The 21,491-nt window shown below is 61.5% G+C and carries 22 protein-coding genes; 9 read left to right on the forward strand and 13 right to left on the reverse strand.

The features are described 5' to 3' along the window. Window positions 1-53 precede the first annotated feature (53 nt). The 5 genes from EEQ99_RS27600 to EEQ99_RS27620 all read left to right on the forward strand — a co-directional run bounded on the left by EEQ99_RS27600 (window position 54) and on the right by EEQ99_RS27620 (window position 2,955). On the forward strand, window positions 54-464 hold the full coding sequence (locus tag EEQ99_RS27600) for an HIT domain-containing protein (RefSeq protein WP_047617373.1): 411 nt from the start codon (window positions 54-56) through the stop codon (window positions 462-464). Then, entirely contained in the window at window positions 461-1,420 is a 960-nt protein-coding gene (gene nudC, locus EEQ99_RS27605) for an NAD(+) diphosphatase (RefSeq protein ID WP_028755667.1), read from the forward strand. Before EEQ99_RS27600 ends, nudC begins: the two co-directional genes overlap by 4 nt. Before the next feature lie 4 nt (window positions 1,421-1,424). Next, window positions 1,425-2,120, forward strand: coding sequence for a helix-turn-helix transcriptional regulator (locus EEQ99_RS27610; RefSeq protein ID WP_028755668.1), 696 nt, complete (start codon window positions 1,425-1,427; stop codon window positions 2,118-2,120). Window positions 2,121-2,190: 70 nt separating this feature from the next. Continuing rightward, entirely contained in the window at window positions 2,191-2,451 is a 261-nt protein-coding gene (locus tag EEQ99_RS27615) for a hypothetical protein (RefSeq protein WP_028755669.1), read from the forward strand. A 135-nt stretch (window positions 2,452-2,586) separates the two neighbouring features. Next, window positions 2,587-2,955 carry a VOC family protein gene (locus EEQ99_RS27620; protein WP_017962745.1) on the forward strand — a complete coding sequence of 123 codons (369 nt, stop codon included), beginning with the start codon at window positions 2,587-2,589 and terminating at the stop codon, window positions 2,953-2,955. A 38-nt stretch (window positions 2,956-2,993) separates the two neighbouring features. Here EEQ99_RS27620 and EEQ99_RS27625 read toward each other — a convergent pair whose 3' ends face one another. Together EEQ99_RS27625 and EEQ99_RS27630 are read right to left on the reverse strand one after the other, a co-directional pair. Continuing rightward, window positions 2,994-3,848 carry a prephenate dehydratase gene (locus EEQ99_RS27625; protein ID WP_028755670.1) on the reverse strand — a complete coding sequence of 285 codons (855 nt, stop codon included), beginning with the start codon at window positions 3,846-3,848 and terminating at the stop codon, window positions 2,994-2,996. Between the two features lie 10 nt (window positions 3,849-3,858). Next, window positions 3,859-4,614, reverse strand: coding sequence for a 3-deoxy-manno-octulosonate cytidylyltransferase (locus EEQ99_RS27630; RefSeq protein WP_028755671.1), 756 nt, complete (start codon window positions 4,612-4,614; stop codon window positions 3,859-3,861). Between the two features lie 154 nt (window positions 4,615-4,768). Between EEQ99_RS27630 and EEQ99_RS27635 the strand changes: the two genes are divergently transcribed. Next, window positions 4,769-5,332 carry a c-type cytochrome gene (locus EEQ99_RS27635; protein WP_028755672.1) on the forward strand — a complete coding sequence of 188 codons (564 nt, stop codon included), beginning with the start codon at window positions 4,769-4,771 and terminating at the stop codon, window positions 5,330-5,332. Window positions 5,333-5,498: 166 nt separating this feature from the next. Here the strand turns inward: EEQ99_RS27635 and EEQ99_RS27640 are convergent, their stop codons facing one another. Then, window positions 5,499-6,446 carry an AEC family transporter gene (locus EEQ99_RS27640; RefSeq protein WP_028755673.1) on the reverse strand — a complete coding sequence of 316 codons (948 nt, stop codon included), beginning with the start codon at window positions 6,444-6,446 and terminating at the stop codon, window positions 5,499-5,501. 515 nt (window positions 6,447-6,961) lie between these two features. Here EEQ99_RS27640 and EEQ99_RS27645 point away from each other — a divergent pair. Next, window positions 6,962-7,954 carry an adenosine kinase gene (locus EEQ99_RS27645; protein ID WP_028755674.1) on the forward strand — a complete coding sequence of 331 codons (993 nt, stop codon included), beginning with the start codon at window positions 6,962-6,964 and terminating at the stop codon, window positions 7,952-7,954. On the opposite strand, the gene EEQ99_RS27650 is transcribed toward EEQ99_RS27645, so the two are convergent. After that, on the reverse strand, window positions 7,947-8,486 hold the full coding sequence (locus EEQ99_RS27650; RefSeq protein ID WP_028755675.1) for an SH3 domain-containing protein: 540 nt from the start codon (window positions 8,484-8,486) through the stop codon (window positions 7,947-7,949). The genes EEQ99_RS27645 and EEQ99_RS27650 overlap by 8 nt on opposite strands. 185 nt (window positions 8,487-8,671) lie before the next feature. Between EEQ99_RS27650 and EEQ99_RS27655 the strand changes: the two genes are divergently transcribed. Further along, complete coding sequence (locus EEQ99_RS27655) at window positions 8,672-9,673, forward strand: 2-hydroxyacid dehydrogenase (RefSeq protein ID WP_127431378.1); 1,002 nt, start codon at window positions 8,672-8,674, stop codon at window positions 9,671-9,673. A gap of 15 nt (window positions 9,674-9,688) precedes the next feature. Here the strand turns inward: EEQ99_RS27655 and EEQ99_RS27660 are convergent, their stop codons facing one another. Genes EEQ99_RS27660 through recF form a run of 3 tightly spaced genes read right to left on the reverse strand, consistent with a single transcriptional unit; the run spans window position 9,689 to window position 12,119 of the window. Then, window positions 9,689-10,177: a GNAT family N-acetyltransferase gene (locus EEQ99_RS27660; protein WP_028755677.1), complete on the reverse strand. Its 489-nt coding sequence runs from the start codon at window positions 10,175-10,177 to the stop codon at window positions 9,689-9,691. Continuing rightward, a complete protein-coding gene (locus EEQ99_RS27665) occupies window positions 10,174-10,998 on the reverse strand; it encodes a molybdopterin-synthase adenylyltransferase MoeB (protein ID WP_127431379.1) in 825 nt (274 codons plus the stop codon). Before EEQ99_RS27665 ends, EEQ99_RS27660 begins: the two co-directional genes overlap by 4 nt. Continuing rightward, window positions 10,995-12,119 carry a DNA replication/repair protein RecF gene (gene recF, locus EEQ99_RS27670; protein WP_028755679.1) on the reverse strand — a complete coding sequence of 375 codons (1,125 nt, stop codon included), beginning with the start codon at window positions 12,117-12,119 and terminating at the stop codon, window positions 10,995-10,997. The genes EEQ99_RS27665 and recF overlap by 4 nt, the downstream gene beginning before the upstream one ends. A gap of 472 nt (window positions 12,120-12,591) precedes the next feature. On the opposite strand from recF, the gene EEQ99_RS27675 reads away from it, so the two are divergent. Beyond that, complete coding sequence (locus EEQ99_RS27675; protein WP_028755680.1) at window positions 12,592-12,957, forward strand: helix-turn-helix domain-containing protein; 366 nt, start codon at window positions 12,592-12,594, stop codon at window positions 12,955-12,957. 146 nt (window positions 12,958-13,103) lie between these two features. Here EEQ99_RS27675 and EEQ99_RS27680 read toward each other — a convergent pair whose 3' ends face one another. From EEQ99_RS27680 to EEQ99_RS27705, 6 genes are all read right to left on the reverse strand, one after another. Further along, window positions 13,104-13,304 (reverse strand): hypothetical protein, encoded by a 201-nt coding sequence (locus EEQ99_RS27680; RefSeq protein WP_003544370.1) that lies wholly within the window; start codon window positions 13,302-13,304, stop codon window positions 13,104-13,106. A 448-nt stretch (window positions 13,305-13,752) separates the two neighbouring features. Continuing rightward, window positions 13,753-14,880 (reverse strand): molecular chaperone DnaJ, encoded by a 1,128-nt coding sequence (gene dnaJ / locus EEQ99_RS27685; RefSeq protein WP_028755681.1) that lies wholly within the window; start codon window positions 14,878-14,880, stop codon window positions 13,753-13,755. Between the two features lie 85 nt (window positions 14,881-14,965). Next, complete coding sequence (gene dnaK / locus EEQ99_RS27690; RefSeq protein ID WP_028755682.1) at window positions 14,966-16,882, reverse strand: molecular chaperone DnaK; 1,917 nt, start codon at window positions 16,880-16,882, stop codon at window positions 14,966-14,968. Between the two features lie 282 nt (window positions 16,883-17,164). Then, window positions 17,165-19,519, reverse strand: coding sequence for a transglycosylase domain-containing protein (locus EEQ99_RS27695; protein WP_097544474.1), 2,355 nt, complete (start codon window positions 19,517-19,519; stop codon window positions 17,165-17,167). Window positions 19,520-19,749: 230 nt separating this feature from the next. After that, on the reverse strand, window positions 19,750-19,971 hold the full coding sequence (locus EEQ99_RS27700; protein ID WP_028755684.1) for a hypothetical protein: 222 nt from the start codon (window positions 19,969-19,971) through the stop codon (window positions 19,750-19,752). Between the two features lie 575 nt (window positions 19,972-20,546). Further along, window positions 20,547-21,257 carry an SH3 domain-containing protein gene (locus tag EEQ99_RS27705; protein WP_127431380.1) on the reverse strand — a complete coding sequence of 237 codons (711 nt, stop codon included), beginning with the start codon at window positions 21,255-21,257 and terminating at the stop codon, window positions 20,547-20,549. Window positions 21,258-21,491: the final 234 nt, after the last annotated feature.

Below are 21,491 nucleotides of genomic sequence, written 5' to 3' on the forward strand. Positions count from 1 at the left end.
AGCCAACATGCAAAAAAACTGCTAGTCGTTGGAAAACATGAGGAGAATGCCCTTTGAACGGTTTCGTGCTCGACCCCCGGCTGGAAAACGATAGCGTCAGCATCATGGTTACCGGTCTCTGCGATCTGAGATTGTCGAGGGATGCCCGCTGGCCCTGGCTCATTCTTGTGCCGCGCCGGGCCGATATCACCGAAATCTTCGAACTGACGCCGCTCGACCAGGTGCTGCTCGCCTTCGAGACGGAACTGGTCTCCAAAGCCCTGAAGGAGATCACCGGCGCGACAAAAATCAATGTCGGGGCTCTTGGCAATATCGTCCGCCAGCTTCATGTTCATGTCATTGCCCGCTTCGTAGGCGATGCCAACTGGCCGGGTCCCGTCTGGGGCTTCGGGCGCGCGGAACCCTACGAAGACGGAAAGAGAGATGAATTCACAGTGAAGCTGCGGGAAGCCCTTTCATCATGAGTCATTCGCTTTTCGATTCGGATGTGCCGCATCCGGAACCCAGCAATCTCACGGCCTTTGCCGCCAATGACCTCAATCGCGATTCCGAGCATCGCGACGAACAGTCCGTCGAAAAGGCGCTGGCCAAGGACGGCACCCATATCTTCGCCTTCGCCGGGGATAAGCTGGTGCTGAAGCATGACGGCCAGGTGCTTGATCCGCTCTTTGCCCGCTATGAGCTCCAGGAATTGCAGCCGGATTGGGATGAGACGGTGCTTCTCGGTTATCGTAAATCAGGCGAGCCGCGCCTTGCCGTTCCCGTCGGCATCGGCGTCGACGACCTCACCAGCCAATACAAGCCCGCCGATGGTCGCACGCTGTTTCGCGAAATGCTGATCGACGAGGTGTTGCTCGGCGAATTCGCCCAGGCCGCCAGCCTCATCCGCTGGAATGGCGACAACCGCTTCTGCGGCCGCTGCGGCTCGGCGATGGAGATCCACATCGGCGGCTACAAGCGTGTCTGCGCCGCCTGCCAACACATGATCTTTCCCCGCACCGATCCCGTCGTCATCATGCTGACGATCGACGAGAAACGCGACCTCTGCCTGCTCGGCCGCAGCCCGCATTTCGCGCCCGGCATGTATTCCTGCCTTGCCGGCTTCGTCGAACCCGGCGAGACCATCGAGAATGCCGTGCGTCGCGAAACGCTGGAAGAATCCGGCATCCGCACCGGCCGCATCCGCTACCACGCCTCGCAGCCCTGGCCGATGCCGCATTCCCTGATGATCGGCTGTTACGCCGAGGCGAAATCCACCGAAATCAACCGCGACGAGACGGAACTCGAGGATTGCCGCTGGTTCACCCGCGAGGAAACGATCGAGATGCTGGAACGCCCGAGCGCGACAGGCAAGGCCTCGCCGCCGAAAGGGGCGATCGCCCACCGCCTGATGCGCGACTGGGTGGAGTGGAAGCGCTAGCGTCATGCCGGTCGCCCGCTCGGAACGGCTGCTGACGCTGCTGCAGACGCTCCGGCGTTACCGCCGGCCGGTGACCGGCACGGTGCTGGCTGAGGAGACCGGCGTCAGCCTGCGCACGCTGTATCGCGATATTGCCAGCCTGCAGGCGCAGGGCGCGATGATCGAAGGCGAAGCCGGCATCGGTTATGTGCTGAAGCCGGGGTTCATGCTGCCGCCGATGATGTTTTCAGAAGAAGAGCTGGAGGCATTGGTGCTTGGCTCGCGCTGGGTGGCTCGCGCCGCCGAGCCGCGCCTTGCCGGCGCCGGCGCCGACGCGCTGGCCAAGATTGCCGCCGTGCTGCCGGCCGATATGCGGGAGATGATCGATTCGGCAGCCCTTTTCGTCGGCCCCAAACGCCGGGACGAGGACAAGGCCGATGTTTCGGCCATCCGCAAGGCGATCCGTCTGGAGCGCATCCTCGAACTGCATTATGGCGACGAGCAGGGCCGAATCTCGCGCCGTCGCGTCTGGCCTTTTGCGCTCGGTTATTTCGAGCATGTGCGTGTCCTCATGGCCTGGTGCGAACTGCGCCAGGATTTCCGCCATTTCCGCACCGACCGCATTATCGACATGGCGTTGCATGAGGTGCGTTATCCGCGCCGCCGCACGGTACTGCTCAAGGAGTGGCGTGAGACGCAGGACGTTCCGGTCGAGAACTAACGCTGCTGCCAGAAACTGTCAGTAGGCAGGGTTATTATGAGTACCATTCCACCAGGAAGGAGTACTGATCATGGTAACGCCTCCAGCCATTCATTTGACCAACGACCGCTTTACGGGCGACACCTTTGCCGATGTCATTTCGGCCGAAACTTTTGCCGATGTCCGCCAGTCGGCGCGCTCCGGCCTGCTGCATCTGGTCATCAATATTTTCAGGTTTCCCAAGGGGAACCGCACCAGCCTCGACCTTGAAGCAACGCCGGATTACCTAAAGCGCGACCTCGGCTTCATCGACGGACGCGGCCCGCACTGCGAGGACCGTTTCCCGCTTTAGGTCGCCTATCCCTTCCAACAATCTGCCTGACGAGAACGGGGCGTTGCGATCGCTACGCCCCGTCGCACCATGCTGCCATGAATTGGCAGCAGGCGATCCCTCGCGGATTTATTTCACAACAACGGGAGAACCGAAATGACCAGCCCCAATCTCATAATCCTTTACGTCAAGGACCCGGCCGAAAGCGCCAGTTTCTACCGGAACCTCTTGAACCGCGAACCGGCCGTGGAAGCGCCGAATTTCGTCGCTTTTCCGCTCGAGGGCGGCTTCACGCTCGGCCTCTGGCGGCGCAGCAAGGTCGAGCCGCAGCCCTCCGCCATCGGCAACCGCGGCGAAGTGGCTTTCATGGTCGAGGGAGAAAATGCCGTCGCCAGGCACTATGAGGACTGGCGTCAACGCGGCCTGCCGATCGCCCAGGAACTGACCGAGCTGGATTTTGGCCCGACCTTCGTCGTGCTCGATCCTGACGGTCATCGCCTGCGCGTCTGTGAGCCGGATAAATAATCGCCGAATGACGAGGTCTGTTTAAGAACGGGGCCTGTTTAAAGCAGGCCTCGCATCGCGTGCCCCTTGTAGACGCCGAGAATCCTCACTTTCTCGGAGAAGAAGCGCAGTTCCTCCAATGCCCGGCGCACGTTCGGATCGTTCGGATGGCCTTCGATATCGGCGTAGAACTGCGTCGCCACGAATTTTCCGCCGAGCTGGTAGCTTTCCAACTTGGTCATATTGATATTGTTGGTGGCAAAACCGCCAAGCGCCTTATAGAGCGCGGCCGGAATGTTGCGGACGTTGAAGACGAAGGTGGTGACGACCTTTTCTTCCGCCGAATTCCGTTGTGCCCATTCTTCGTCACGGGACAGGATAACGAAACGGGTGACGTTGTTTTCAGTGTCCTCGACATTCTCGGCGATGATCTCCAGACCGTAGAGATCGGCGGCAAGGCGCGGTGCCAAGGCGGCCATCGAGCGGTCGCCGGTTTCCTTCACGAGCTTTGCCGCCCCGGCCGTATCGCCGGCGATCACCGGCTTCCAGCCATTGGCGCGAACGATCTTGCGGCACTGGCCGAGCGCGTGGATATGGCTGTGCACCGTGCGGATCTCGTCCTTGGTCACCCCGGGCAGCACCATCAGCTGGAAACGGATCGGCATGAAATATTCGCCGATGATGTGCAGCCGCGATTCCGGCAGCAGATGGTGGATATCGGCGACGCGCCCGGCAATCGTGTTCTCGATCGGGATCATCCCGATGTCGGCGTCGCCGTTGTCGACCGCCGTGAACGCATCCTCGAAGGTCTGGCAGGGCAGCGGCTCCATGGTCGGAAACATGTCGCGGCTGGCCATGTCGGAATTGGCGCCGAACTCGCCCTGGAAGGCGATCCTGTTGGTCTTGATATTCATGATGGTTCCGTCAATTCGACTTTGCGGAGAGGATGCGCCGCGCTTTTTCGAGGTCGGCGGGAGTATCGACACCAAGCGGAACCGTGTCAACGATCTCGGCATCGATGCGCATGCCGGCCTCCAGTGCCCGCAATTGCTCCAGCGATTCGCGCTTTTCGAGCGTCGACGGACCGAGCGAGACGAATCGTTCAAGCGCTGCCCGCCGATAGGCATAAAGGCCGATATGGTGGTAGAGAGGCCCCTGACCGTAAGGCGCGGTTGCCCGGGTGAAATAGAGCGCATGCAGACGGGCGTCGGAAAGCGGCGAGCCGACGATCTTGACGATGTGCGGCGCGGTCTTGTCCTCCTCATTGTCGATTATGGTCGTCAGCGTCCCGATATCGACCGCCTCGTTTTCGAGAGGGCGCAAGGCTGCGCGCACCGTTTCCGGATCGATCGTCGGCAGATCGCCCTGGACGTTGACGATGATTTTCGCCTTTCCGTCCGGATCGACTTTCGTCAGCGCCTCGAATATCCGATCGGAACCCGACTGATGATCCGTGCTGGTCATGACGACCTCGAAGCCGGCCGCGGCCACGGCATCGAACACTTGATCATCGTCGACGGCGACGACGACCCGGCCGATGGCCGCTTCCCTGGCGCGCAGCGCCACCTGAACGATCATCGGCAGGCCGCAAATATCGGCAAGCGGCTTGCCCGGAAGCCGAGTGGAGGCCATGCGCGCCGGGATCAATACGAGCACGCCGTCTAAATTTGAATCACTCATTGTTCGGGCCTTCTATTCCGGGCTGAAAAGTGTCAAAAAGTCTCACGCACAAGACCATTTAGACAGTTGCAACGATCCACCAAAAGACATAGGTTCCGCGCGATTTCAAGATGGTCCGGTTTATGGTCTGCCGGCTGCAAGGGGAGCATTGCAGATGAATTCATACGTCAATACGGCCGTGGGGGCGCTGCTCGGGACGATTTTCGTTCTGATGTCTGTCTCCATCGCGTCCGAAGGGATCTTCCATTCCGAAGCGCCGGAAAAGGAAGGTTTCGCGATCGTTGCCGAAGAGGCGCCCGCCGCTGGTGGTGAGGCTGCGCCTGCCGTTGCCGTTCCGATCGCGCAATTGCTCGCTTCTGCAGATGCCAAGGCCGGTGAAACGGTCTTCAAGAAGTGTCAGGCCTGTCATGACGGCACCAAAGGGGGACCGAACAAGGTCGGTCCCAACCTCTTTGGTGTCGTAGATCGCCCGATCGCCTCGCATGAAGGCTTCGCCTATTCCGCTCCCATGAAGGATTTCTCCAAGGGCGGCAGCGAGAAGTGGACTTTCGAATATCTCAACAAGTTCCTGCTGGCGCCGAAGAAGGACGTTCCCGGCACTGCGATGGGCTTCGCCGGTCTGGCGAAGGATCAGGATCGCGCCAACGTCATCCTCTACCTGCACACGCTGGCCGATTCGCCGGTGCCGCTGCCGGATCCGAAAACCGCGACGCAGTGACGCAGCAGGACAATCGCATGGTATGGAAGCCCGGCCCGCAAGCCGGGCTTTCGTTTTGCGGAGATCCGCCAAAGCAATTCCAGGAAAAGTGCGAAGCGGGTTCCCGGAATTGCGTCAAAACAAGAGGTTGGAGCGGTTCAGCGTTTCCATGAAAAGCTGAACCGCTCTAGGCGCCGAGGAAATAGGCCCAGAGCGAGACCGTGATGGCGCCGAGCGCCGTCGTCACCGTGATAGTCGAGGCGGCGAGGCTGTGACCGACGCCGAAGCGGTTGGCGATCAGCCAGGCGTTGACGCCCGTCGGTACGGAGGAAGTCAGCACGATCGCCGCCGTCCATTCGGGGCTGAGGCCGAGGAGATGGCTCGCCGCCCACACGCAACCGGGCAGCAGCAGCAGCTTGCATGTCGAGGTGACGCTGGCGATACCGACATTGCCGGAGACGCCGTATTTCTCCAGCGCCATGCCGAGCGATATCAGCGCCGCCGGACCGGCGATGCCGGCGATCTGCCCGACGACCGATGCCACCGCCGTCGGCATGGTGAGACCGGAAAGATGCACGGCCATGCCGGCCGCAAGCCCGATCACCAGCGGGTTGCGCACGAGATTGATGGCGATCTGGCGTAGCACGAACATCATGCTGCGGTCGCTTTTGCCGTCGATCTTGCGCTCGGCATGCTCCATCAGCACCGTGCCCGCGACCATCATGACAGGCAGATGCACGGCAAGCAGGATCGACAGCGCCACCAGCCCCTCGTCGCCGACGGTACGCTCGACCAGCGGCAGTCCGATAAAGACATTGTTGGCGAAGGCCGAGGAAACGCCGGCCAAGACACCGATGCGTTCGTCGCGGCCGAAGAGCCGCGTGGCGGCGAGATGGCCGGCCGTCCAGGTGATGGCGACGCCGGAAAAATAGACGATCCAGAGCCGGAAGGGCGAGGCGCCATGAAAATCCGCCTCGGCGATGGTGCGAAAGAGCAGCAGCGGCACGGCGATCTTGAAGACGAATTCGCCGAGCGCATCGCCGACATTCGATGCCATCAGGCCGCTGCGGACGATCACCCAGCCGATGAGAATCAGGAGGAAGATGGGAAGGACGTCGAGAATGATGGCTGACATGAGGGAGGTTGCTCTGCGCGGGGAGTATCCGACATCTACAGCGTCGCGCGCTTTTCAGATGCGCAAAGGACACTGCAGCACTTTGAATTCCTGCATAATTCCATAAAGCGGAATCGATTTACGGAATTATTGAGTACCAGCAAACTGTTTGGATTGAAAAGGCCATCACCGCCCGATCCGGCAGCCGGGGCACCCAAAGGCAAAAAAAGCGGGCTCAGCCCGCTTTTCCGCTCCGGCCCTGCCGGATATCCGGATCACAAAGCTGCCAGTTCATCCGTGGTCAGCATCACGCCGGTAAGATCGAAGGGTCATCCCTCGTGCGCCCGGCTGCAACAGAAAGCTGCTCATGCCGGTCTTCCTGCGAGTATTTCTAGATTTTGAAAATGACAGCGACATGACGAATAGGCGGCACTTTTGCGAAGAAATAGAAGCGTCGTCCCATTTATCCTTCCAAACCGCGGAAATTTCGCTAAGACCAAACCCCGGCTATCACAAATCCGGGGACTTCCCTTTTCATGACAAGATTCGATGTTCTGACAGTCGGCAACGCAATCGTGGATATCATTGCCCGTTGCGACGACCAGTTCCTCATTGACAACCAGATCACCAAAGCGGCGATGAACCTCATCGATGCCGAACGCGCCGAACTTCTATATTCGCGCATGGGACCGGCGCTCGAAGCCTCCGGCGGCAGCGCCGGCAATACCGCGGCGGGCGTGGCTAACCTCGGCGGCAAGGCTGCCTATTTCGGCAATGTCGCCGCCGATCAGCTCGGTGACATCTTCACCCACGACATCCGCGCCCAGGGCGTCCACTATCAGACCCGGCCCAAGGGCACTTTCCCACCGACGGCGCGCTCGATGATCTTCGTCACCGAGGACGGCGAGCGTTCGATGAACACCTATCTCGGCGCCTGCGTCGAGCTCGGCCCCGAAGACGTCGAGCCCGACGTCGTCGCCGACGCCAAGGTCACCTATTTCGAAGGTTATCTCTGGGATCCGCCACGCGCCAAGGAAGCGATTCTCGACTGTGCCCGCATCGCCCACGAAAACGGCCGCGAAATGTCGATGACGCTGTCCGACAGCTTCTGCGTCGGCCGCTACCGCGGCGAATTCCTCGATCTGATGCGCTCCGGCAAGGTCGATATCGTCTTCGCCAATCGCCAGGAAGCGCTGTCGCTCTACGAGACCGATGATTTCGAGGAGGCGCTGAACAGGATCGCCGCCGATTGCAAGATCGCTGCCGTGACGATGAGCGAGCATGGCGCCGTCATCCTGAAGGGCAACGAGCGTTTTTACGTCGATGCGATCCGAATCAGGGAAGTTGTCGATACGACGGGCGCCGGCGACCTCTTCGCCTCCGGTTTCCTCTATGGCTACACCCAGGGGCGCTCTCTGGAGGATTGTGGCAAGCTCGGCTGCCTGGCCGCCGGCATCGTCATTCAGCAGATCGGCCCGCGCCCGATGACCTCGCTTGCCGAGGCCGCCAAACAGGCAGGGCTTATTTGAAGGCTTCGCCGGGATAGGCGCCCCAGATCTCCGACTGCGCCACCCAGCCGGAGGCACCTTCGGTTTCGGCCCGGCACCAGTCGCCGTTGCATTCGCCGATCGTGATCATCACGCCGGGTTCCAGCTTGGCGACGATCGAGGCGGAGGGCAGCGCCTCGCGGCGCAGATTGACATAGACGCCCTTGCCTTTCGTCTTCATCCAGGGGGCGGCGATCGCCGCGCGCTGACCCGATAGCAGCGACTGGTTGACCCAGCCTTCGGTGCCGTCGGCATCGCGGATGCGGCGCCAGTTGTCGTATTCCTGGATGATTTCCACCGGCAGGCCGGATTTCAGGTACATCCACGAGACGGCGTAATCCGTTCCCGGGCCGATGCGCAGATTGACGCGCTTGGATTTCAGGGTGACGAAACGCGGCAATGGCAATCCGCTTGGACCTTTGGCCGCCTGCGCATGGGCGAATTCGACGGTTCCCATGGATGTAGCCAGAGCGATGGCAAGGGCGAGGCAGGACTTCAGAACTTTGCTGCGCATGGAGGTTTCCGTTTGCTCGAATTCGCGGGCAGGCCCGGCCTGCTCGCGGTCCGGGCTCTGACATTCCCCGGCTGCACCGCGAGTTTTGTTTGTCTTCGCGTGCGGGTCTGGTAGAAAATGCCCGGAATGGGAAAATTATCACCCCTCTTGGTTAAAGACCTCTGAACAAGGCACCACAGCCAGCCATGACAGCGAAGAAAAAACCGAAGGTCTACATCACCCGCAAGCTGCCCGATGCCGTCGAAACCCGCATGCGCGAGCTCTTCGACGCCGAGCTGAACATCGACGATGCGCCGCGTTCCGTTCCCGAGCTTGTCGCCGCGGTCAGGACCGCCGACGTGCTGGTGCCGACCGTCACCGACCGCATCGACGCGGCGCTGATCGAACAGGCGGGGCCACAGATGAAGCTGATTGCGAGCTTCTCCAACGGCACCGATCACATCGACGTCGAGGCGGCGGCGCGCAAGGGCATCACCGTCACCAACACGCCGAACGTCCTGACCGAGGACACCGCCGACATGACCATGGCGCTGATTCTCGCTGTTCCGAGAAGGCTTGGTGAGGGGGCGCGTGTGCTGACCGACAAGCCGGGCGAATGGGCCGGCTGGTCTCCCACCTGGATGCTCGGCCGGCGCATTCACGGCAAGCGCATCGGCATCGTCGGCATGGGCCGCATCGGTACGGCGGTGGCCCGCCGCGCCAAGGCGTTCGGCCTGTCGATCCACTATCACAACCGCAAACGCGTCAATCCAGCCGTCGAGGACGAGTTGGAGGCGACCTATTGGGAAAGCCTCGACCAGATGCTCGCCCGCGTCGACATCGTTTCGATCAATTGTCCGTCGACGCCGGCGACCTTCCACCTGATTTCGGCGCGCCGTCTGGCGCTGCTGCAGCCGACGGCCTATCTCGTCAACACCGCGCGCGGCGACGTGGTCGATGAGGCTGCGCTGATCAAATGCCTCAGGGAGGGCCGGATTGCCGGCGCCGGCCTCGACGTCTTCGAAAACGAGCCTGCCGTCAACCCGAAGCTCGTCAAACTCGCCAATGAGGGCAAGGTCGTGCTGCTGCCGCATATGAGTTCGGCGACGATCGAAGGCCGCATCGATATGGGCGACAAGGTCATCATCAATATCCGCACCTTCATCGACGGTCACAGGCCGCCCAATCGGGTGCTGCCGGGGCGTTGAAGCCGTGCATTTGATTTAGACGGGGCGAATCGTCGGCGCAATGGCCTTGCGCATCTCGATGAACGTCGTCCGGGCAAAGCCGGGATGCGCTTTCTCGGCGGTTCTGGAAAATCCCCAGGCGGCAAAGACGGTATGATTTTCCGTGAGCTCGATCCGCGTTTCCAGCCGCAAGGCGGGAAGGTCGAGCGATGCGGCCGTTTCCTCGGCAATCGTCAGCAGCCGCTTGCCAATGCCCTTTCCCTGCGCTTCGGGCAGAACGGCGAGTTTGCCGACATAGAGACAATCGGCCTCCGGCCGCAGGAAGAGGCAGCCGATCAGCTTTTCGCCGTCGATGGCGACATGGCCGATCTCGGCCCTGGCCTTTTCGGCCAGTGACTCGGTCGTGAGCTTGAGCGCCGAGGATGGCGGGTCGATCCTGCCGTTCATGGAAGCGAAGGCGGCGAGGATGAGCGCGAGCAGTTCGTCCCAGCGCGTGAAGCTCTGGTCGAGAGGGACGATTGTCATCCGGTCTGCCTCTCCCGCGTGCGGCGTCTTCTGTAGCGGACCGTGTCGAAGCGGGCCGAGAGCGCGTCGTAGAGCAGCAGCCGTCCGACCAGTGGTTCGCCGGTGCCGGTGATGAGCTTGATCGCTTCCATCGCCATCATCGTGCCGATGACGCCGGTCAGCGCGCCGATGATGCCGGCCTCGGCGCAGGCAGGAATGAGCCCCGCCGGCGGCGCTTCCGGAAAGAGGTCACGATAACAAGGGTAGAGTGTTCCGTCCTCGGTATTCTCATAGGGCTTGAGAACCGTCAGCGAACCGTCGAAACGGCCGACGGCGCCGGTGACGAGCGGAATGCGCGCTTCCTCGGCCGCATCGGCGGCGGCATAACGCGTGTCGAAATTGTCGGAGCCGTCGATCAGCAGATCGAAGCCGGAGAGCTGACGGCGGGCGGCCTCCGGGGAAAAGCGTTCCTCGAAGCGGATCAGCCGGACATGCGGATTGAGCCGGGCGATGGCGAAGGCAGCACTCTCCGTCTTCAACTCGCCGATCGTTCCGGAATCATGGATCACCTGGCGCTGCAGGTTGGAGAGCGACACCCGGTCGTCGTCGACGATACCGAGCGTGCCGACGCCGGCTGCGGCCAGATATTGCAGGATCGGCGCGCCGAGGCCGCCGGCGCCGATCACCAGCACGCGGGCGGCTTTCAGCTTCTGCTGGCCGGCGCCCCCGATCTCGGGGAGCAGGATGTGGCGGTGATAACGGGCGATTTCGTCCGGGCTGAGCGGTTCCATGGCACCGATGTTATCATGACGGCCGACGTCGGGAAAAGCTGCCTCGGTCATTCGAACACCCGTCCCTCCGCCACCGTGAAAAACTGCGCCCTGTCGCCCAGCGCCGAAAACATCGAGCGATCCGTTCCGGTCATGAAGGCCTGGCCGCCGAGCCCGTCGATGAGATCGAACAGCGCGGCGCGTCTATTCTCGTCGAGATGCGCTGCGATTTCGTCCAGCAGCAGGATCGGTGCATGGCCGGTGAGATTGCCGACGAGGCGCGCATGCGCAAGCACCAGGCCGACAAGCAATGCTTTCTGCTCGCCGGTGGAACAACGCTCCGCCTCCATCGCCTTTTCGCGGTGATGCACGATGAGATCGGCCCGGTGCGGCCCCTCGAGCGTGCGCCCTGCGCCGGCATCGCGATAGCGGCTCTCTGCCAGCATAGCCGCGTAATCGTCCTCGAGGTCGACCGAGGGGCGCGAAAATTGTCCGTCCATGAAGCCCGAGAGCTGCAGCGATGCCGAAGGGAAGGGCGAAGTCTCCCGCGTTTCTTCGATCAGCCGGGTCAGCAGGCCGAGCATCTCCTGGCGGGCGAGCGCCATGGCGATGCCGAGGCTTGCCATTTGCTCCTCGATGCCGGCGAGCCAGGAGGGATCGAAGCGGCCCTCGTCCAGCAATTTGTTGCGGCTGCGCATGGCGCGCTCGAAATCGCTGGCGCGGCGGCCATGGGCGGGATCGAGCGACAGCACCAGCCGGTCGAGAAAACGGCGCCGGTCGGAAGAGGCGCCGGTAAAGAGGCCGTCCATCGCCGGCGTCAACCAGAGAAGGCGCAGGTGGTCGGTCAACTCGTCGGCAGTCTTTGCCGGGGTGCCGTTGATGCGCAGCCTGCGGGTGGTGGTCTCCTCGCCTGTTTCGATGCCGGTGCCGATCTCGACGTCGCCCTCCATGCCGTCGAGTGCGGCGAAGATCGAAAAGCCGCCGGCCGCGCCGACCCGGGTTATATCGCCATAGGCGGCGCGGCGCAGACCGCGGCCGGGCGAAAGCAGCGAGACGGCCTCCATGAGATTGGTCTTGCCGGCGCCGTTGTCTCCCGTGAGCACGGCGTGTCGACCGTCAAGGGTAAGGGCCGCCGCCGCATAATTGCGGAAGTCGGTCAGCTTCAGACGGGAAAGAGAAACCTTGTGCGGCATCGAATGTCCGGAATCGTGAAGCGTGACAGCTAAGCCTAAGCGGCGTTGATGGCAAGGCTGACAGCTTGACGGCCGTGGATCGCGTGCCCTGGTGGTGTCGCACCGAGGCTTGGGGGCCACATGGGGATAAGTTCAGGGCGCGAAATACCGCGGGGGCATATTTTCCGGCAGATCCCGTGACCGAGGTCCTGGCGTCCGGCACCCTTCCGATGTAACGGTCAGCATGCCGCCCTCTAATCAGCTAAAAATACAACCTGAGAGAGGATGATCCGATATCGCTGGACCGATACCGTCGACGGTCACGCTCAATGTCGTCAAGCGCCAGATATTCGGGCTTTTGCCGCATTCCCTTGAGGCCACTGACGTAACGTAAGGTCCAAAAAAAGTCGGTTGAAATTTGCAACTGTAGGGTTGAGTTATCCCGTGAAAACGATATGGTAAACGAACCGTTTACGTATCAGAGAGTGATGAAGTGCCAGATCCGGTTGATATTATCGTTGGTCGCAACGTAAGACAGTTTCGCGCTCTTCGCCGTGTTTCCCAGCTCGAGCTTGGCGAAGCACTCGGACTGACTTTCCAGCAGATCCAGAAATACGAAAAGGGGACGAACCGCGTTTCCGCCAGCAAGCTGCATCAGATCGCGGTTTTTCTCGATGTCGATATCTCTGCTCTTTTCGAGGGAGCCGGCATATCGCAATTCGGCAGCCGTATCGAACTCAGCCCCGACGCCTATGCGCTTGCGCTGAGCTACGACAAGCTGAGCTCACCGGCAGGCAAGGAAGCGGTCAAGACCATTGTCACCCTCATGACAGGCGAAGCGGCAGAAACCGCCGTCTGATCCCCGCTGCCGGCTCACCGAAAAGCACGATCTGTTCCGGGCCTGAATTATGTCCGGATAGATATGGCTATGCAGCGGTTGGGGAACGGCGTGCATCAGGACAAAGACTGGACGCAGGTCACCTGAATGAGGTTCGATATCGCGTTTTAGTGAATCTCGCATTCGTGCAGCGCCATCAGCAGGTCGTCCTGCGTCTGGTGGCCGGCATGATAGAGGTCGATCGCGATGCTGGCGATCGAAAGGCCCTGCTGGCTGCGAAGCTTGATATTGCGCTCGGCGCACCATGTGTAGATGGCGCCGGCGAGAACGTCGACGTCTTCGGACTGAGAGGAAAAGGCTGGCGCCATGGTCGATACCCTTGGTTTGGTTGTTCCCACTAGAGCATTTCCGTTTTTCTCCGATTCACGGAAATGCTCTATCTTTTTGTTTATTCCCGGCAAAAGCGTTTCACGCTTTGCCTGGCAAAACCGCTGCGCACTTTTGCTGCAATTGCTCTAAAGCACGTCGCGTCGAGCAAAGGATGCTCTATCGCTTCGAACCTGGGCATCGTCCCTTCCGAATATCGCTTCCGGTTTTCGGTGTTGTGCGCTGACGGCAGAGACTGAATTCATTTGGAAAACTTGCAAGCGGCATCATCTGGCTGCGTTAATGCAAGTCGTCTTCCCTCGCGCCGCCGTGTCGTTCTGGAACAGATTTCCCGGCACGAACGGCGAATGTCGCAAATTGGGACTCGCGCAACAAAAAGCCGGAGACGTTTCCGTCCCCGGCTTTAGAGATAGGCGTGTCGATCGCCGCTCAGCCTTCGAAGAATTCCTTCATCCGGGCAAAGAAGCCCGTCGATTCAGGATTGTTCTCCTTGGAGGAAAGCTGCTCGAATTCCTGAAGCAGTTCGCGCTGGCGCTTGGTGAGCTTCTGCGGTGTCTCGATCTGGATCTGGATGTAGAGGTCGCCCGTCTGTGCCGAACGCAGCACCGGCATGCCCTTGCCCTTGAGGCGGAACTGTTTGCCGGCCTGCGTGCCCTCGGGCACGCTCACGCGCGACTTGGTGCCGTCGAGCGTCGCCACGTCGAAGGTGCCGCCGAGCGCGGCCGTCGTCATCGAGATCGGAACGGCGCAATAGAGATCGGCTCCGTCGCGCTGGTAGAATTCATGCGGTTTGACGGACAGGAAGATATAGAGGTCACCGGCCGGTCCGCCGCGGGCGCCGGCTTCGCCTTCGCCCTGCAGGCGGATGCGCGTACCGTCCTCGATGCCGGCGGGAATGTTGACCGAGAGCGAACGCTCTTCCGTCACCCGGCCCTGGCCATGGCACTTCGGGCAGGGGTCGGGAATGATCTGGCCGCGGCCGTGGCAGGTCGGGCAGGTCCGCTCGATCGAGAAGAAGCCCTGGGCCGCGCGCACGCGTCCCGATCCCTGGCAGGTGCCGCAGTTCTTCGGCTGTGTGCCGGGCTTGGCGCCAGAGCCCGAACAGACGTCGCAGGTGATCGACGTGGGAACGCGGATCTGCGCCGTCTTGCCGGAGAAAGATTCTTCCAGCGTTATTTCCATGTTGTAGCGAAGATCGGCGCCGCGCTCGCGGCCGCCCGACGAGCGCTGGCGCGCGCGCCCTCCACCCATCATCTCGCCGAAGATATCCTCGAAAATGTCGGAGAAGCCGCCGCCTGCAAATCCGCCGCCACCGCCGCCCATGCCGCCCTGCTCGAAGGCCGCATGGCCATAACGGTCATAGGCCGCCCGCTTCTGCGGGTCCTTGAGCATCTCGTAGGCTTCGTTGATTTCCTTGAACTTGCGTTCGGCGTCCTTGTCATCCGGGTTCTTGTCCGGATGGAATTTCATCGCCAGTTTGCGGAAGGCGCTCTTCAGCTCTTTCTCGTCCGCCGTCTTGGCTACACCCAGAGTTTCGTAATAGTCCGCTTTTGCCATTAAGGATTAAACCCCGGAAATGGATTTCCGGCTGCCATGGTGAGCAGCCGGATCAAGTGTTGAAGCATAACCACGCCGTCGCGGATTACGCGGACTTCTTGCGGTCGTCGTCCTTGATTTCCTCGTAGTCGGCATCGACGACATTGTCGCCGCCTTCCGCGGAGGCATCGCCGGCAGCGCCGCCTTCGGCCTGCTGTGCTTCATAGATCGCCTGGCCGAGCTTCATCGACACTTCCATCAGCGTCTGGGTCTTGGCCTTGATGTCGTCGGCATCCGGCTCGGAGGCTTCCGAAGCCGTCTTCAGCGCGGCGATCGCATCCGAGATCGCGGTGCGGTCGGCCTCGGAAACCTTGTCGCCGTAATCCTTCAGCGACTTTTCTGTCGAATGGATCAGGCTTTCGGCCTGGTTCCGGGCTTCGACGGCCTCGCGGCGCTTCTTGTCCTCGGTGGCATGGGCTTCAGCATCCTTGACCATCTTCTCGATGTCGGCGTCGGAAAGGCCGCCGGAAGCCTGGATGCGGATCTGCTGCTCCTTGCCGGTGCCCTTGTCCTTGGCCGAAACCTGCACGATGCCGTTGGCGTCGATGTCGAAGGTGACTTCGATCTGCGGCATGCCGCGCGGCGACGGCGGCAGGCCGACGAGGTCGAATTGGCCGAGCAGCTTGTTGTCGGCAGCCATTTCGCGTTCGCCCTGCGAAACGCGGATGGTGACGGCCTGCTGGTTGTCTTCGGCGGTCGAGAAGGTCTGGCTCTTCTTCGTCGGGATCGTCGTGTTGCGTTCGATCAGGCGGGTGAAGACACCGCCGAGCGTTTCGATGCCGAGCGACAGCGGCGTCACGTCGAGGAGCAGGACGTCCTTGACGTCGCCCTGCAGAACGCCGGCCTGGATGGCGGCGCCAAGCGCCACGACTTCATCCGGGTTGACGCCCTTGTGCGGCTCCTTGCCGAACAGCTGCTTGACGACTTCCTGGACCTTCGGCATGCGGCTCATGCCGCCGACGAGAACCACTTCGTCGATTTCGGCGGCGGTAACGCCGGCATCTTTGAGGGCTGCCTTGCACGGCGCGATGGTGCGCTGGACGAGATCGTCGACCAGGCTTTCGAGCTTGGCGCGGGTCAGCTTCAGCGTCAGATGCTTCGGACCGGAGGCGTCGGCGGTGATGAACGGCAGGTTGATTTCGGTCTGCTGCGAGGACGACAGCTCGATCTTAGCCTTTTCGGCAGCTTCCTTGAGGCGCTGCAGGGCAAGCTTGTCGTTCTTCAGGTCGATGCCGTTGTCCTTCTTGAACTCGGCGACGAGATATTCGACGAGACGCATGTCGAAGTCTTCACCGCCGAGGAAGGTATCGCCGTTGGTGGATTTCACTTCGAAGACGCCGTCGCCGATCTCAAGGATCGAAATATCGAAGGTGCCGCCGCCAAGGTCGTAGACAGCGATGGTCTTGCCGTCCTTCTTGTCGAGGCCGTAGGCGAGGGCTGCAGCGGTCGGCTCGTTGATGATGCGCAGGACTTCAAGACCGGCGATGCGGCCGGCATCCTTGGTTGCCTGGCGCTGCGCGTCGTTGAAGTAGGCGGGAACGGTGATGACGGCCTTTTCGACCTTTTCGCCGAGATAGGATTCGGCGGTTTCCTTCATCTTCTGAAGGATCATCGCGGAAATCTGTGCGGGCGAGTAGCCCTTGCCATTGGCTTCGACCCAGGCATCGCCATTGTCGCCCTTGACGATGGTGAAGGGAACGAGGTGCTTGTCCTTCTCGACGGTCGGATCTTCGTAGCGGCGGCCGATCAGGCGCTTGACTGCAAAGAGCGTGTTCGTCGGGTTGGTGACTGCCTGGCGCTTGGCCGGCTGGCCGACGAGGCGTTCGCCATCATCGGAAAATGCCACCATGGAAGGGGTCGTGCGTGCACCTTCCGCATTCTCGATAACCTTGGCGTCCTTGCCGTCCATGACTGCGACGCAGGAATTTGTCGTTCCAAGGTCGATACCAATTACTTTTGCCATGTCATTCTCTCCTTGAAGCAAGCTGTCGGAACCCCGAGAAGGCATTTCCCTGACAGCCCCTTACGGGATGGGTCTACTTAAGATTACGCAATCGTGATTGCGGTGATGCGGCGTATATAAGGAGCGGTTTTCTGGACTGCAAGGCGAGAAATGGCCCGGAATCCGGCAAAACGAATGTGTTGCATTCAATTTTGACAGTCGCCGGGAAAGAGCTTGCCTCATGTCCGCAAAGCGGTCGATATCTAGAGCATCGGCCTTGCGCCGGGCATGCAGCAAAGGATCTCACTGGCCCATGATCAGATCGAGCAGCGTCGTGCGCCGCGGTTGCACGGAAGAGGTCGTCTGCGGCCCGCCGACATCGCCCGGCGGCACCATGCCCTCATAGCCGGAACCGCCGCCTTCGGCGATGTCCGCAGGCGGAACCGGGCCGTTGCCGGAGGGCGCCGCCGGCTGCCGGGCAGGCGCTTGCGGATAGCGGTTTGCATTGTCGTTGCCGCCGAAGACGCCGGAAATGATGCCGCCGATCGTCGACGGCGGCGCCTCCGCTGTCATCGGTTGCCCGCCGCCCGACTGTGCACTACCCCCTTGTCCATCACCGGGGGCCGTCTGTGCCATCGGCTGACCACTGTTCGGATCGGCAGTCAACTGGCCGTTGCCGAAGAGCGGCGCCGGCGAAAGACCTTTGTGGGCGGCGATCATGAATTCCTTCCAGGCCTTTGCGGGCAAGCCGCCGCCGGTCACCTTCTTCATCGGCTTGCCGTCGTCATTGCCGAACCAGACGCCGGTGGTGAGGTTGCTGGTGAAGCCGACGAAGAGCGCGTCGCGCGAATTCTGCGTCGTGCCGGTCTTTCCGGCGGCCTGCCAGCCGGGGATCTTGGCGCTCTTGCCGGTGCCGTTGTCTATGACGCCCATCATCATTGCATCCATCTCGGCGACGATCTGCTCGGAGAGCACGCGCGGCGGGCTGTCATAGGTATTTTCGTACAGAACCTTGCCCTCGGCGGTCGTCACCCGGCGGATGACGTGCGGCGTCGCCTTGTAGCCGCCGTTCATGAAGGCGGCATAGGAGGCAGTGAGTTCCATCAGCGACACTTCGGACGTGCCGAGCGCGATCGAGGCGTTCGGCTGCAGTTCGCTTTCGATGCCGAGCCGGTGGGCAAGCTTGATCACCTGATCCGGCCCGTCATACATCACCAGTTGGGCGGCCACCGTGTTCAGCGACTTGGCAAGCGCGGTCGCCAGCGTCACTTCGCCATTGTATTTCTTCTCGTAATTTTCCGGTGTCCAGTCGCCGATCCGGATCGGCGCGTCGTTGAACACCGAGTAGGGCGTCAGCCCTTTCTCGAGTGCGGCGGCATAGACGAAGGGCTTGAACGAGGAACCCGGCTGGCGCTTCGCCTTGACGGCGCGGTTGAACTGGCTCGTCGCATAGTCCCTGCCGCCGACCAGCGCCCGGATCGCGCCGGTGCCGTCGATCGAGACGAGGGCCGCCTGCGAGGCGTCGAGCTTGCCGCCCTCCTTGTCGAGCACGTCGACCAGCGATTGCTCGGCCTTCTTTTCCAGCGATTTGTCGATCGTCGTATCGACGATGACGTCTTCCTTGACGTCGCCTATCAGGCCCGGCAGCTCGTCCATCACCATGTCGGCGACATAGTGCCCGGCGCCCGACCAGTAACTCTTGGCCGAAGCCGGGGTCTGCGACATCGCGGTCTTGACTTCGGAATCGGTGATGAAGCCCTGTTCGCGCATTGCCGCGAGCACAAGCTGCGCGCGTGCATTCGCCGCTTCCGCATCGCGGGCTGGCGAAAGCCGCGACGGCGCCTTGAGCAGGCCGGCCAGCACCGCGGCCTCGCCGAGGTTCACGTCACGCGCCGATTTGTTGAAATAGCGGCGCGAGGCCGCCTCCACGCCATAGGCGTTCGATCCGAAGAACACCCGGTTGAGATACATCGCAAGGATCTGGTCCTTGGTGTATTTCTGCTCCAGCCAGAGCGAGAGCAGCACCTCCTGCACCTTGCGTTCCAGCGTCCTCTCAGGGGAGAGGAAGAGGTTCTTGGCAAGCTGTTGTGTCAGTGTCGAGCCACCCTGCACCATGTGGCCGGCCGTGAAGTTGGTCACTACAGCCCGGCCGAGGCCGAGCGGATCGACGCCGAAATGCGAATAGAAACGCCGATCCTCGATGGCGATGACGGCTTCCGGAATATAGGGCGACATGTTTTCGAGCGACAGCGCCTCGCCGCCGGTGGCGCCGCGATTGGCGATGACGCTGCCGTCGACGGCGGTGATCTTGACGTTCGGCGGCCGTTCCGGGATCGCCCATGTGCTGGCGCTCGGCATGCGCGAGCCATAATAAACCACCAGCCCGGCAACGCCGATGCCGGCCCAGATGAAAAGCACGACGCACCAGTAGATCACGCGGCGCATGAAACCGAAAAGGCCGCCGCCGTCACGCTCCCGCGGCTCGCGCCGCCGCCGGGGGGCGGCACGCTGCGGCGGCGGTTTTGAACCGCCGCGGCGCTGGGATCGGCTGCCGGCGATGCGATCGTCGGCATCGAGCGAAAATTCGTCATCGTCGCGTGCCGGGCGGCCGCTGAAGGACGGTTCTATTCTGTCGCCTGATCTGCCTCTGCCTGCCATCGCGGACCGGTCATACCCCATGTTCGATCGCGAAGCTTGGCTTCGCACAACGGTGCACTTGCGGGCGCCGTGATCATCCGACTGAACTGTAAATGCGGCGATTTAACGGGGTGTTAATAATGGAAATCAAAGCAGATCGCGCAGGTAAAGCGCGTCGCGTCAAACCGCATTGATACGGTGCGCCGTAAGTCCCAAACCGCCACAGATTTCTCTGCGACATGCATTGGCCTTCAAAACTGCCGGGCCTCGTAATCGTCGAGCGTTTCCGGGTCCTGCTTATATTCCCACTCGCCCAGATGAAAGCGGCGCCAGATCTGGCCGGAAGGATTGAGCTTCGCCCCATCGGTAAGGCGGACAGGCAGGAGTGGGTTGTGTTTATGCCAAACGGTAACATCTGTGGCGGCTGCCCGGGGGGCGAAAAGCCCCAGGAAAGCCAGGTAGTCTTGCGTCATCAGGGTCCAGCCTCGAACGGATTACGATCAATCCGCAACGCCACGAAATTGCAATAAACAACCCCGCAACACAAGAGCATCACGATACCCTCACATCAAATTGTCGTCGGCCTCTTGCGCGCATCCATGCCAATTTTCATGACTGTCGCAAATCTGACATAGCGCGCGCCGATTTGCGCTCGCCGGCGAGGCGGGCAGACGCACACAGGCGTCATATCTGCGCAGGCGGTAACGGTCGATTCGACAAAATCGAATGAAGCCGGCCTTGGAGAAATCCGGGGATGGAGGAAAGCCGGCTGAGGATGGCTCGTGGCCGTGACGCGGAAATGCACACGCTGCTTTCGGCGTTGCGTTGAACATCTTCCGTCTGGTCGGTGGAACCAATAGGCTCGGCGATTGTTTAGGGAGAAGCGGGACAACCCCTCACGTCCCGCGCATGATCGGCCGTCTCCCCTCAACACGCGCCGATCGACATCAGGCCCGGTGCATCCCTCATGGGAGCGCCGGGCTTTTTCTTGGATGGTTGCCTTGGCTGGCAAACCTCGAGAGAGGACGGCGCTGCCGCCCCTTCTGTTTCATTGGTCGCAGGAGGGATCGCCGGGGCGGCAATCAAAATCCCTACGGCCCGGTCTGCGATCATCGCCTCTCCGGTCGGCTCCTTGCCGGTCGTACCTTTGCCGATCGTCTCGTTGCCGATCGTCCCTTTGATTGACGCCGCGCCGATCCCGGTCACCATCACGCCAATCTCGGTCGCGATCCCGCTCGCGCCAGTTCCGGTCGCGATCCCGGTTATCCCGCTCGCGATTTAGGTTATCCCGGTCGCGATCTACGTTATCCCGATCGCGATCCCAATCCCGGTTGTCGCGGTCGCGGTAATAATAGTCCGGACCGCGGCTCCAGCGGTCACGCTCGCGATAGAAATCGCGGTTGCGGTAATAGCGGTCCCAATAATTATCGACGCTGAAGCGGATAACCGGAATGCCGAGCGGACGGTAATATTGCGGACCGACATAGATGCGGCGTTGCTGGTAGAGGGCCTGCACGTACTGGCCGGAGACCCAGCCGCGGCCGCCGTAGAACTCGACGTCGCACCAGTTGACGTCGGAAAGGCATCCGCGGATCTCGACCGAGGAACCGGCCGGTATGACTGCGACGGCAGGATATCGGGTGCTCGGACCCGCACGCATGTTGACGTTCGCCGTCGAGTAGCCCTCGGCAGCCTGCGCTATGGCGGGCGCCAGCATGAACAGGCCGGTCGCTGCGATTTTAACAAAGAGATTTTTCACGCTTCTCAGTCCTCGTTGGCACGTTTTTCGGGCAGCAATTGGCCGTGTTTCCGTGGCATGTGCCCTTGAAACAAAAGATAGAGCGATCGCCCGCAGCTGTTAGGGCGCTATCATTCATCTTATCTTTCAATGGCTTATATGTCGTCCGCGATGAACGTAGCTTGAACGGCAAATCCGCGGCGCCTGAAGCTGCAACCAATGTTTCCGACTGGAGTTGGTGCCGTTAACGCCCCG

Origin of the sequence: Rhizobium anhuiense (genome assembly GCF_003985145.1) — a bacterium.
GTDB classification, from domain to species: Bacteria; Pseudomonadota; Alphaproteobacteria; order Rhizobiales; family Rhizobiaceae; genus Rhizobium; species Rhizobium anhuiense.